This is a genomic window from Streptomyces violascens (genome assembly GCF_014649955.1).
GTDB lineage: Bacteria > Actinomycetota > Actinomycetes > Streptomycetales > Streptomycetaceae > Streptomyces > Streptomyces violascens.
The window spans coordinates 25,794-37,721 of sequence record NZ_BMUA01000047.1; the positions used below are offsets into that span (position 1 = coordinate 25,794).

13 protein-coding genes are annotated in these 11,928 nt (G+C 68.8%); 6 read left to right on the forward strand and 7 right to left on the reverse strand.

Annotated features, from left to right (window positions below):
- Positions 1-344: 344 nt before the first annotated feature.
- Positions 345-1,151, forward strand: coding sequence for a GntR family transcriptional regulator (locus IE206_RS40360; protein WP_189971447.1), 807 nt, complete (start codon positions 345-347; stop codon positions 1,149-1,151).
- Positions 1,148-1,711, forward strand: coding sequence for a GNAT family N-acetyltransferase (locus IE206_RS40365; RefSeq protein ID WP_189971448.1), 564 nt, complete (start codon positions 1,148-1,150; stop codon positions 1,709-1,711). The genes IE206_RS40360 and IE206_RS40365 overlap by 4 nt, the downstream gene beginning before the upstream one ends.
- A 49-nt stretch (positions 1,712-1,760) precedes the next feature.
- On the opposite strand, the gene IE206_RS40370 is transcribed toward IE206_RS40365, so the two are convergent.
- Positions 1,761-2,192 carry a hypothetical protein gene (locus IE206_RS40370; RefSeq protein WP_189971449.1) on the reverse strand — a complete coding sequence of 144 codons (432 nt, stop codon included), beginning with the start codon at positions 2,190-2,192 and terminating at the stop codon, positions 1,761-1,763.
- A 559-nt stretch (positions 2,193-2,751) separates the two neighbouring features.
- Between IE206_RS40370 and IE206_RS40375 the strand changes: the two genes are divergently transcribed.
- Together IE206_RS40375 and IE206_RS40380 are read left to right on the forward strand one after the other, a co-directional pair.
- Positions 2,752-3,660 carry a hypothetical protein gene (locus tag IE206_RS40375; RefSeq protein WP_189971451.1) on the forward strand — a complete coding sequence of 303 codons (909 nt, stop codon included), beginning with the start codon at positions 2,752-2,754 and terminating at the stop codon, positions 3,658-3,660.
- 37 nt (positions 3,661-3,697) lie between these two features.
- Complete coding sequence (locus IE206_RS40380) at positions 3,698-4,594, forward strand: IS5 family transposase (protein WP_189971453.1); 897 nt, start codon at positions 3,698-3,700, stop codon at positions 4,592-4,594.
- A 31-nt stretch (positions 4,595-4,625) separates the two neighbouring features.
- Here the strand turns inward: IE206_RS40380 and IE206_RS40385 are convergent, their stop codons facing one another.
- Complete coding sequence (locus IE206_RS40385; protein ID WP_189971455.1) at positions 4,626-4,925, reverse strand: hypothetical protein; 300 nt, start codon at positions 4,923-4,925, stop codon at positions 4,626-4,628.
- A gap of 169 nt (positions 4,926-5,094) precedes the next feature.
- Between IE206_RS40385 and IE206_RS40390 the strand changes: the two genes are divergently transcribed.
- Positions 5,095-5,958, forward strand: coding sequence for a hypothetical protein (locus IE206_RS40390; RefSeq protein ID WP_189971457.1), 864 nt, complete (start codon positions 5,095-5,097; stop codon positions 5,956-5,958).
- A gap of 349 nt (positions 5,959-6,307) precedes the next feature.
- On the opposite strand, the gene IE206_RS40395 is transcribed toward IE206_RS40390, so the two are convergent.
- Positions 6,308-8,251, reverse strand: coding sequence for an ATP-binding cassette domain-containing protein (locus IE206_RS40395; RefSeq protein WP_189971459.1), 1,944 nt, complete (start codon positions 8,249-8,251; stop codon positions 6,308-6,310).
- Complete coding sequence (locus tag IE206_RS40400; protein WP_189971461.1) at positions 8,248-9,138, reverse strand: phosphotransferase; 891 nt, start codon at positions 9,136-9,138, stop codon at positions 8,248-8,250. The genes IE206_RS40395 and IE206_RS40400 overlap by 4 nt, the downstream gene beginning before the upstream one ends.
- 931 nt (positions 9,139-10,069) lie before the next feature.
- Between IE206_RS40400 and IE206_RS40405 the strand changes: the two genes are divergently transcribed.
- Positions 10,070-10,345, forward strand: a complete 276-nt coding sequence (locus IE206_RS40405; RefSeq protein WP_189971463.1) for a hypothetical protein — start codon at positions 10,070-10,072, stop codon at positions 10,343-10,345.
- Between the two features lie 4 nt (positions 10,346-10,349).
- On the opposite strand, the gene IE206_RS40410 is transcribed toward IE206_RS40405, so the two are convergent.
- The 3 genes from IE206_RS40410 to IE206_RS40420 all read right to left on the reverse strand — a co-directional run bounded on the left by IE206_RS40410 (position 10,350) and on the right by IE206_RS40420 (position 11,687).
- Positions 10,350-10,511, reverse strand: a complete 162-nt coding sequence (locus IE206_RS40410) for a hypothetical protein (protein ID WP_189971465.1) — start codon at positions 10,509-10,511, stop codon at positions 10,350-10,352.
- A 222-nt stretch (positions 10,512-10,733) separates the two neighbouring features.
- Complete coding sequence (locus IE206_RS40415) at positions 10,734-10,970, reverse strand: hypothetical protein (protein ID WP_229853377.1); 237 nt, start codon at positions 10,968-10,970, stop codon at positions 10,734-10,736.
- A gap of 156 nt (positions 10,971-11,126) precedes the next feature.
- Complete coding sequence (locus IE206_RS40420) at positions 11,127-11,687, reverse strand: hypothetical protein (protein WP_189971467.1); 561 nt, start codon at positions 11,685-11,687, stop codon at positions 11,127-11,129.
- Between the last annotated feature and the right edge of the window lie 241 nt (positions 11,688-11,928).

The window sequence follows — 11,928 nt, forward strand, 5'->3', positions numbered from 1 at the left end:
TTGGCCGTTCGGCGATGCCGATGGATAGCTGCCGGGCGCTCAGTCCTGTGTCCGCTGTGCAGTTCTCAAAGAGCGGGCCTGTATTGAGCGGGGCCTGGCGGTGCGCCGAACTTGTGCTACTTAGACCCGGAATGCACAGCCGTAGACCCATCAACCTGTCAAGACAGGTTGTAGTGCCGGTCACGACCGTAGCGATCAGCTGGTGGCCCGTCAACACCTGTCAAGACAGGTTGAGTTGAAGGCGTGGTGCGTTACATCGCCGATGCGGCAGCGTCTTCGCGGGTGGGTGTGCATCGCGTAGCGACTCTTGCTAACCTGTCGCGACAGGTTGCTAAGGTGCGGCCATGAGTAGCAATCGCCCGCGGAAGCCGCAGGAGAAGGCGACAGTCGACGACGTCGTCATCCTGCTGCGCGAACGCATCAAGGCCGGAGACTTCCGCAAGCCCGACGGCTCTCCGGACAAGCTCCCCTCAGCCCAGGTTCTCGGCGACGAGTACGGGTTGAGCCGGCAGTCGCTGGTTCGTGTGCTGGAGAAACTCAAGGCCGAGGGCATTGTGCGCACACGCAAAGGTTCGGGCGCCTGGGTCCACGACTGGAAGCCACTGCTCTTCTATCCGCAGTCGGAGTTCCACGAGCAGGCGCCCAACATCGACATTTACACGTCCCTCCTTGACGCCGCGCACCGCAAGGGCGATGCCCGGATGGACGAGATCACGCGCGAGCCGGCGGACGAACTTGTCCGCAGTCGCCTGGGCCTGCTGGACGGCGAATACGTAGCCGTGCGCCGCAGAACCAACATGGTGGACGGGGCCGCGGCCCACACCGACGACTCCTACGTGGCACTTCGCATCGTTGAGAGAAGCGACTGGGTGCTGCAGGACAACGTGGAGCGCGGCACCAACCGCGTCCTGACTGAACTCGGGCACGAGATCGTCCGCTCCATCGACGAGATCCACCCCCACACGACCACCGAGGGCGAAAACCTGCGCCTGGGCCTCGGGGCCGGCAACTCGGTGCCCGCCATCAAAATCGTCAGCACCAACTACGACGCCGCTGACCTGCCCGTGCAGGTCACCCTCTTCACGCTGCCGGCCCACCGCAACATCACTGTGTACGAGCGGTTCCGCACCACCGAGCGAGGCTGCGAGTGATCGTTGTCCGGGCCGTGCCGGCCGACATTCCCCGACTCCTCCAGTTCCGCACCGACGCGGCCAACTGGCTACGCACCCAGGGCAGCGACCAGTGGTCCACGCCCTACCCGCCCGAACTCCTCATCGACAGCGTGACGGCCGGCGAGGTCTACCTCTTCCACCCGGCACCGCAGTCCGCTCCCGTGGCCACCGTCACTCTCGACCAGAAGGCCGAACCCGTCCTGTGGACCGAGGACGAGCGACACGAACCGGCCCTGTACGTCCACAAATTGACCCTGGCGCGGCCGGGCAGCGGGGAGAACCTGGGAGCAAGAATCCTCAACTGGTGCGGAGACCAGGCGACCCGCCTCGGGGCGAAGTGGCTGCGCCTCGACGCCTGGACCACCAACATCCGTCTCCACAGATACTACGAACGCCTCGGATTCACACACCTGCGGACCGTCCACGATCCCGCGGCATACGAATCGGGATGGGTCGCACAGCGGCCGGCCCTGCTGTGTGAACGCCCCTTCCACCAGGCGGCAGACGACAGCCAGGAGAGACACGAGGGCCGCTCCTGACCACCAGCAGCTGTCGGTCGCCCGCCGCCACGGGGCTCAGGAACCTCTCCTAGGCTTCACCCCGCAGCGGACGCATCAGCCATCGCCCCGGGGCGGGATCGCGCACCTCGTGAAACGGCGCAACGCGGGGGTCGGTGAGTGGAATTGCCGCCCCATACGCCCACCGTGACAGCTCCCCGCCATGGCGCAGCCCGTAGACGAACGCGATGCCCGAGGGCCGCGCGGCGGCCGAGGCGAGCGCGTTGAGCAGCCCGGTGATCAACTCGCCTCCGCGCGCGGCGGCGCAGGTCGCGACGTGGACCCAGGGCGTGCCGGGGCCGGCGAGTTGCGCCACGATCCGTGCCGGATGCCCGGCGACCGCCTTCGTGGCCTCGAGCTGCCCGGTGTTGCCGACGACCGGCCCCCACAAGTCGACGGAGACCACACGATCGGCTCGAACTAGCCGGTCGTCGGACAGTCGAAGCCAAGCTATTGCGGACATGTCGGGCCCTTCCGTTCCGTGATCGGGACCCGGACCGTACGAGCGCGGAGCTGTGGACAGAGGCTGCAGGGGTGGGATTCAGGATTCACTAGGACCCCAGATGTCCCGACGTGTCGAATCTGGAAGTTCGCGATGGCCCGGATCCCCCGGATCCAGCACCTGGCCGCGAGCGCGTTCTTCTTCGCGCGCTTCGGGACTTCGTGGCGGACGTGAGTCATCGAGCCCCTCGGGACGGCGGCTACCTCACCCCGGGCTGCCACGTCCACGAAGAACAGGGCGGGCTGCCTCAGGACGCGGCACTTCACGGGGCACCCGCCCGCGCCTCCTGCCGGCCCGCCGGCCCCGCTCCTCGACGGCTGTCCGCACCCTGACGTGGCCGGCCCAAGGTGGACGGTGGACATCGCAGCTGGTCCGGACAGCGGGGCCGATGTGAGCCTCCTGCACTGCGACTACATCTTCGTCGGTACCGTGCCCGCTTCTTCCAGTTAAGGGTGAGCATCGGCCCTCGCGTATGAACCCAGCGACCTATCGTTTGTTGCAGACAAGAGTGGGGGGCGACGTGGTTCGGGACACGCGACTGGTGCAGACGGCGGTCATCGGCGATGAGCACTCCGATGTCCCTGTCGTCCTGCCACCCGAGGCGATCGAGCTCGACGCCTTCCGCCACGCCCACGAACAGGACACCTTCTGGTGCGGCGTGCTGTTGGGCGGCTGCGGCGCCCAGCTCGCGACCAAGCTCTACGTCGACCGCCAGTGTCACTTCCAGCACTTCCCCCAACCGGACGGCATGCCGAACACCTGCCGCCGGCCGGCCGTGGGCGAATCCAGCGCGGACCACCTGTACGTGAAGTCGGCGATGTCACGGTCGCTGCTGGATCACGGCCGCGTCGCACGCTTCGCCTTCCCTCCGCCGATCGGTTCCCTGGTCGATGTGGACCTGGAGGACGGCACTTCCCTGCGCATTCATATGGACGACTCCGTCCGGCCCGACTGGGACGACACGGAGCGGAGGGTGGTTCTCGGGCCCGGCGTGGTGCCGGACCCGGGCAGGCTGGCCGGCTGCCCGTACGTCTACCGGGTGCGGTGCGACAGCGACGGCGCAACCCGCCGGGTCTGGATCGGGACCCAGAGCCTGGCTCACCCCACTGAGTGGGCCCCGTTCAGCGAGTGCGCGTGGACGGACGAGGGCCTGCTCACGTCTGCCGCCTCCCGCATCCTGCGGGACCGGTCCGCCGCTGGGAACCGGCCGGCCGTATTGGGGCCGACTTCCGGCCGAAGTGCTCTGCCGGAGGGAGTGGTCACGTTCGTCCGAGGCCTGGAGGCAGCGCAGCGCACGGGGACGGTGGACCACGTACGCAGGCTCTGCAACGGCAGCAGCTCCTTCCTGGACAACCTGACGCCCACGGCGCGAGCCGAAGCCGAGAGGGCCCTGGAGGAAGCAAAGGAGTGGCTAGGGCCTGTCCGATAGGTCCGTGACGAGAGGGACTGGTCATCGTTCAAAGCTCATGGGGCGGGGAGATCTCACTGACGCTGAATGGTTGCTGCTGGAACCGCACTTGCCGACGAACGTCGGTCGGGGTGGGCGGTGGAAACATCACCGGCAGGTCATCAATGGGATCTTGTTCCGCATGCGAACCGGTATTCCGTGGCGGGATCTGCCCGACCGGTTCGGGAGTTGGCAGACCTGCTACGACCGGCATCGGCGGTGGTCGGCGGACGGCACGTGGGAGCGGATTTTTCGGGCTGTCCAGGTAGATGCTGACGCAGCGGGACGTATCGACTGGTCCATGGTGAGCGTGGACTCCACCGTGTGCCGTGCCCACCAGCACGCCGCCGGCGCACGCAAGCGGGGGCCACGGAAGCCCGGCAAGCGGACCCGGCCTGCGCAACACCGCCCGGATGAGGCCCTGGGGCGTTCACGCGGCGGTCTGACGACGAAAATCCACTTGGCGGGCGAGGGTGGGCTCCGGCCGTTGGCTGTCCTGGTCACTCCCGGGCAGTGGGGTGATGCTCCGCAGCTGATCCCGGTCCTGGAACGCATTCGCGTGCCCCGTCCGGCAGGCGGCCATCCCCGCACCCGGCCGGACCACCTGGGCGGCGACAAGGCGTACTCATCGCGCCGCAACCGCCGCTACCTGCGCAGACGCCAGATCAAGCACACCATCCCGGAACCGAGGAACCAGCGGGCCAACCGCCTGGGCCGAGGCAGTCGAGGTGGTCGGCCCGCCAGCTTCGACCGGGCACTCTACAAACGCCGCAACGAAGTTGAGCGCACCGTGGGCGCCCTCAAGCAGTCCCGGGCCGTGGCCACCAGGTACGACAAGAGGGCGTACATCTTTCACGGGACGGTCACCCTCGCAGCGATACGGCTGTGGCTGCGCGGTCGCCCCGGAGTGGCCTGACGCCCTAATTCTCGCGGTAGCCCTGGGCGAGCTACTGCGCGAGGTTGGTCTGGGAAAGCCCGTTGAAATTCAGGTAGTACTGCGAGTAGAGCGACTGAATGTTGGTTGCTAGCGACGACGCCCGCGTCGTCACGGGCTGAGAGGCCGTGTAGACAGCGATCACGTTGCCCTGCTCGTCAACCGCCTTGATCTCCGCAGGGATAGCAGTCCCGTCGGTCACTGTGATGACCTCGGAGTCCAGTGTCAGCGTCGCCTTGTCCTGCTCGGACACTTCGGCTGCGGGAATCAGGACGAGACCCTCATCCCCCTGAACGGGTTCCTTCTCCGTCATAGCAGTACCTCCAAAGAGATGATCAAGAGCGGCCTCAGCGTAGCCATCCCCTCATCACCGGTGGCCCTGATACCAGAAGTAGGCCGAAATTCTCCACTTTGGCCGGTGCTGACCCATCGGACACGCTCTAGCCACCCACGAGGAGTACCAGCGCCACATCTTCAAGGACTTGGACACCGCGGTCCGTGAACGACGGGCGTGGGATGTCCGCTCCGGGATTCAGCAGGCCGCTTCACTGACCCGGCGTGGGGCCAGCGCCGAGGAGCACCGCATCCTGGCCGCGGCGCGTGCCTATCTGCGCGAGCACGACTATGCCGATCAGTCCCCGGCCCAGGCGGCCTTACGAAGGCAGCTGCACTACAAGCCGGTTCCGCCAGCCCCGAAGAGGCCGGAGCCCTCCAAAAGCAGGAAGCCGAACCGGGCAAAGGAGTCGGCAGCACGAGCCCGTGCCCTGCTGGAGCGGCTCGACCGCGAGAGCGACCTCCTTGCCGGCGATGAGCTGGCGCAGCTGGTGGAGGAGCTGACGCGGGCGGCGAACATCGCAGGCCCCAAACTCAGGGACCACGAGCGGGACCGGGTCGCCCGCTGGGGTCGCAAGGCGCGACAGCGGCGGTCGGCGAGCACCGCGGCAGCTAAGCCCCGTGCCCGCACGAAGCCCCCGGCAGCCGGGAAACCGGAGAGCCCCGCGAGCGTGAAGCTCGACCCGCTGGCCGCCGCGGTCAAGACCATCCTGCAGAAGGCAGCAGCGACCGGAACAACGCTCACCTGGCAGGAGATTCGCGCCCAACTCCCGCCCGGTCTGCCCACCCTCGACCGGAGCCAGCAAACTGGTGTGCTCATCAAGATCGACCGGAGCCGAGAGGGGGCTGCGCCCTTGCTGTCCGCGCTGGTCACGGGGGCCGATCACGACATGCATCCGGCCTACCCCCGGATAGCGGCTGCTGTCGGCCGCCCGCGGCCGCGGGGAGATCTTGAAGCGGTGGCGCAGTGGGCTGTCGAGGTCTCCCGGTTCAAACGGGCCAGCAGGCCGTAGGGACGCCCAGAGGACCAGAGGCCGGTCGCCGGCGACTGAACGTCCGGACGCCGCATGGGGTTCTGGCGACCGGAGCCCGTCCACCTCCACCCCCTCAACAACCGTGCGGGCCGCGGCTGCTGGCGTCGCCTGGTAGGCGGTTGGGTGAGCCTTCTGGACGTGCGGTCTACAGTGCGCGAAGCGTCAGTTCGACGGACGTGATCAGAAACAATCCGGTGCGATAGGGAGTGGCCTCGTCCGGACTCAAGGAGGCCCGCTCGACGGTCTCAGCGAGCGCGCCGAGGTAGAGAGAGAGGCGGGGCCGCGCCGATGCGCGGCCCCGCGATGAGAGTGCGATGACCCGGAAGGTTCAGCGGTCCTGGGCGAGGGCGTACAGCTCCCCGAGCAAACTCCCCTCGGTGGCGATGAGTTCGTCGAATGTCCCCTGCTCGCGCACGGTGCCCTGGTCGAGAACGATGACCCGGTCTGCCATCCGGACGTTGTCGAGCCGGTGCGTCACGACCACGGTGATCCGGTCCGGGGCCATGGCGCGGAGTTCCTTGAAAATCTGGTGTTCTCCGCGGGCGTCCATCTCGCTGGTCGGCTCGTCCAGGACGAGCACGGCCGGCTCCCTGTACATCGCCCGCGCGCAAGCCAACCTCTGCCACTGCCCGCCGGACAACTCGTGGCCGCCCCAGACCGACCGGGCGAGCAACGTCTGCAGCTCATCGGGGAGTTCGCGCAGGGCCTTGGTCATGCCGACCCGCTCGACTGCGCCCCAGATCCGCTGATCGCCGTATTCTCGGGGCTGGCCGAGGGTGACGTTCTCCCGGGCGGCGAGGGGCCAATGTCCATTTTTCTGCGGGACTAGGCCGACGTGTTGCCACACCGTCTCCGCGTCAGCGCCGGCCAAGTCGGTGGCGTCCCAGAGCACCCTGCCGTCGGTGGGAACCGTGAGTCCGGTGAGCATGCGAATGAGCGTGGACTTGCCGGCGCCATTTTCTCCGACGAGTGCGACTACTTCGCCCCGGTTCAGAGTGAGCGTGATCGGCTGTACGGACGGGATCTCCTTGCTCGGGTAGGTGTAGGAGGCGCCGTCCAGCCGGATCTGCCGCGGAGGCTTGGCCTGTACGCTGCCGCGCGCGGTGGTCATGGCGCGGACCTCGTCGATGAATTCGTAGTAGTCGGAGAGGTAGAGCCCGTGGTGGAACATCACCGTCGAGTACCGGATGATCGAGTTCAGCGCCCGGCCGGCGGTCTGGGAGGCGACGACGGCGGTACCCGCGAGGGCCGTGCTCATGGCGCCGACTAGCACCAGGGCGGCCAGCGAGGCCCACATGCCGAGGGTGAACAGGCCGCCGAGGCAGGCGGCGAGGAGCGTGATCCGTAGATACGGCCGGGCCCCAGCAACCTCCCTCGACTCGACGCGATCACACATACTTCTGTACCAAAAGTGGAGATATGGGCGCATGGTGTTGGCGCGGAGTTCGTCGGCGAGCTCGGACGTGGTCAGCCACCACCGCATCATTCCGCGGACATTGCGGGCGGAGATCGTCTGGTCGTGGACCCGGTAGTCGACCCGTGCGGCGATCACCCCGCCCATGCCGCGGGGAAGGACGGACAGCAGCAACACCCCCAGCAGCGCGGGATGCAAGGAGGTGAGGACCGTAGCCGCGGACAGCAGCTGCACGAGCCCGTTCGTGAGGGTCTTGGCGTCGTCGGCGAGGTCGACCGCGCGCAGCGCGCCGATCTCCGCGGCCTGACTGCGATCCCCGAACCCCGGTGCGTCGTAGGCGGCGAGCTCGGCCCGCATATGGAGATCGACCAGCTGGAGGTCCGCGGCTGAGGCGATCTTGGGGTTCAGGCGCCGGGTCGCCCAGTCCGCGAGGATCCACAGGGCCGCTCCGGTGGCCATCGCGACGACGGCAACGGTCAGCGCCGGCCACGCGTGGGCCAGGCCCTGGCGGGGGTCGGAGACCATGAGCTGCGGCAGGGCCTTGGCGACGGCGGCGAGCATCACGGCCGTGCCCAGGCCGGACAGCAGCTGGCACACGACGATCGTCAGCGCCATGCGCCGGTCGACGCTCCAGGCCAGGCGGGCCGTCTGGATCAGGGCCGCGGGGATGCGGCGGGCCATGTCCCACAGGCTCGCGTCGTCCATCGCCCGCCGGTGCTTGCGCCCGTTGTAGTCGAGCTCCGGTGGCGCTGAGGGCTGCGGAGCACCCGACCGGGCCGCCGGGAGGGACACCGCCTCGCCGCCGAGGTTGGCTTCGTCGACGGCCGGGGCGTCGGTCTTGTCGTGTGGTGCGGTCATGCGAACACCCCCGCCATCAGCCGGTCCAGGGTGCGCCGTCCGCGTGCGGTGACCTGCGGGTCGTCGTGGTCTGGTCCCCAGACCAGACAGCTCACCGCGTCGATCGCCGCGAGGCACGTCAGGGCGCGCTGCTCCTCGACGGTGAGGCTTCGCCCGTAGCCCTGGAGGCAGGCGGCCCGCAGGTCGGGCCGATCCGTCCAGGTGGCGCAGGCCATCAGCACGAAGTCCTGCACGGCGGCCGCGAACCGGGATCGTTCGAAGTCGATCCACGCGGCCTGCTGCCGGGCTGTCCACCACATCAGGTTGCGCTCCCACGCGTCGCCGTGGATGTACGCGAGCGGCAACGGCGGCAGGGTCCGAAGCTGCTCGGCCAGGTCGCGCACCAGCTTCTGCTCCGGCGTGGTCAGCCGGTCCCCGGCCTTCGCCAGGTGTCCCTCGGCGCCCTCGGCCGCGGCCTGTAGTGCCTGCTCCGCTTCGGCTCGTCGAGGTCCGGACAGATCACCGGCCGCGTGGAGGCGGGCCAACAGGGCGCCGGCGTGCCGGTGTGCGCGGGCTTCCTCCGCGGGGGAGAGCTTCAGCTGCTTGAGGGGCCGTCCGGGGACGGCGGTCAGGAGCAGTGCCAGATGCTCCGGGCTCGAGTCGCGCAGCTGCGGTGCGCCTTCGTAGCCGAGTGCCGGTGCAGTGGCTCTGAGGGCGAACGTCTCGCGCTCGTACATGACCGGGTTCGGCGCGATCTTCAGGTAGAAGTCGACGCCGTTGGGCAGGGAGAGGTGCCAGACGCGGGAGTTGCTTCTGTCGTGTGAGGCGTCCCGGGCCACGGGGCGGGCGTCGAGGCCCCGGCTGGCCCACGCAAGCAGGGCGGGGGACAGGGTGGTCGAGTTGGTCATGCCCCCCACCCCGATGACGGTCGTGATGCGGCGGCGAACAGGACGCGGCGGACGTCGACGGGGCGTCGGAATGCGAGGGCCTCGACGGCCGCAGCAGGAGGGTTGTCGAACACAGGGTGAAGGGTGACCAGCACGCGGACGGGATTCACGGTTTCTCCTCGGTTGCGGAAAGGGATAGAGCACCCGGACAACGCACCTGATCACAGGGCCGATACGGGCAGCCTGGGGCGACGAGTCGATTGAAGGTTCGACGCCAGGGCGCGGACGGCAGGCGCCGTCAGCCTCGGCGGCCGCTCTCGCTTCGTTCGATTCATACGTACGGGGAATGCGGCGGGACCGTCGCCCGAGCGGCGGACTGCATGACGCGTCGGCAGCACCCGGCTCCTTCGGTGTGGTGTGGCTGTGCTCTGCGGAGGGACCCTCGTCCACGCCACTGACAATCGGCGGTGGCCGGCACCGTGATCCGGTCATCCCTGCTCAGAGCCACAGCAGGACGTCCGCTGTGCGGGAGAGGTCGTTGACCTGGCGTGATGCCGGGAGAAAGGATTCTCGAACGCACCTGCGCGGCCCGGGATTTGGCGCCTGCGAAAGTGGCTCAATCTGGTTCGCGGCCGGGTGAGCACCCGGAGCGTCACGCCCTGAGCGACCGCGACGGCGGCTATCGTCAGCACCTTCGACGCGGTCGTAGGCGCGACGCTGGTCAACCACGCGTCAGGCAGCTGACCCCGCTCCGGCAAGGGCCGAGCCGCTCCCGTGAGACTGACGTACACCGACGACGCCGATGTTCACCGCCCGCCTCGTCCGGGAGAGGTTGCGTGCCGAAAACCTGCGGGCGCCCTGGCGCGCGGCGGACGCGGTCCTGCGGCGCCGTCGGCGGTCCGCGGAGCGCTTTGCGCGGCGGGAGGCGCTTTCGGCCCCGAGAGGTGGAGGCGTGGACGCTGACGGTTCCGGTGGGCTTGAAAGACAGAGCGCCGTCCCGGCGGAGGCCAGAACGGCGGACTGCGCGTTCAACGAGGGCTTCTCGGCGGGCGGTTGGAAGTCAGAAACTGCCCGGAGGTGTGTCCTTGTCGCGATCTTCCAGGCGGCTGCAGGTCAGCCGGTCATGGAGCGCCTGCTGACTGGCCCCCTGCCGGCCGTGAAGCCGCTTGACCTGGAGGAACTGCCCTGCGTGGAGCTGATGGAGCTGTCGTCCTTGCTGCGTCCGTAGCTCATCAGGCCGCTCCGGTCAGGGAGGTGACGGGGGAGGCGGAGGTGCTCACGCTCTCCCGGCTGAGGCGGGTGGCAGCGGAGCGGGCGTTCTCGGCGCCCTGCGCGGCGGCGTTGATGCGCGAGAGGCGGCGTTCGAAGTCGCGGGCGCGGGTACGGTTGGCCATGCTGCTGAGCTCCTACCGGTTCGTGGTCTGTGGCTCGGTCGGCGAGGCCCTGGCCAGGTGCTGAAGACACCGGCCAGGGCCGTTTCGGTGGTGGCGGCGGACCCGGAGAGCCGGCCCGGATCGGACCTGCTTCGCGGGGCTGCGGGCCCGAGTGAAGGCGCCCCTGTCGAGGAGCGCGCCCATCGCCCGCGCCGCCGGCGGACGAGGCCCGGCGATCAGTGATCAGTGACCGTGACGGTGCTCGGGGTCGGCGAGGCCGGCGAGCAGCACTCCTTCGAGTGCAGCGACGTCCGCCGCCAGAAGGGTCAGAAGGGTGCGGATGTAAACGGTGTCCGATTGATCAGGTCCGAGGCTTAACTCCGGTAAGTCCTCCGCCGAGGCCAGGAGTTGACGGATGAGGTTTGTGCGGCGTTCGGCCAGTTCCGCCAGTTTGGCCAGGCGCTCAATGCCAGCGGGCACGGGGCTCTCCTCTCTGCTGTTCGTGCGATGGGGGTTTCAGGGGGTGGCCGTGCGGTGTTGTTCCGAATGCCGCACGGGAGGCGTCTCCCGTGCGGCCGGCCCGTGGCCGACACCCGCGTAAGTGCGGGGCCGGGCAGGAAGGTTGGGCGTGAGGGATCAGCCGCAGGCGATACGGCTCGGGTCCGAGGTCGCCGCGATCTTCACGTAACCGACGTACGGGCCCCAGCCACTGTGGCCACTGGTGGTCTGCTCGACCTTGACCAGGTTCGGGTTGCTGGGGTGGCAGGCGATGATCCGTGCGCGGTCGCCCTCGCCCATGAGGCCCTTGACGGAGCCGTCGGCGTCGCGGAGGAAGAGCCCGCCGGTACCCGGAGCGGGCGCCGTGGTGCCGGAGGGGACACTCGGCCGCTTGACGGTGCCCGGGTACTCCGTGACCGTCGTCTTCTCCCGCTGGCCGGTGATCGGGTTGGTGTCGGTCGTGTAGCTGCGGGTCGGCTTGTTCGAGGTGCCCCCGTTGCCGCGCTTGATGACGTCCGGGTACTCCGTGATCGTCGCCGTCTCCTTCTCGCCGGTGACCGGGTTGGTGCGCTCCTCGGTATAGGTGCGGACCGGCTTGCCGGGGTCGGTGGTCTCGGCCTGCGCGGTGGCGGAGAGCAGTCCGAGCATTCCGGCGGCTGCGGCGGCCGTGAGGGTGAAGCGCTTGCTGGTGCGGTTCATCGGTGGAGCTCCTCGGTTCGTGAGGTTGATCGGGCTCGCCCGCGGCCGGCGCTGAAGACGCCGGGCGGGGCGGATGAGCGGAGGGGTACGCCTCCTCGCGTCGTGCGGCGGTGCTGTGGGCCGCTCTGATGGGTTCGAGGGCATGGCGAATTCGGCCTGTTCGAGGCGGAGGTGGCGCGGCCGGGTGTCGGACCGCAGCGAAGATTTCAGCGGGCAGGCCCCTGACCTGGGCGCTGAAATC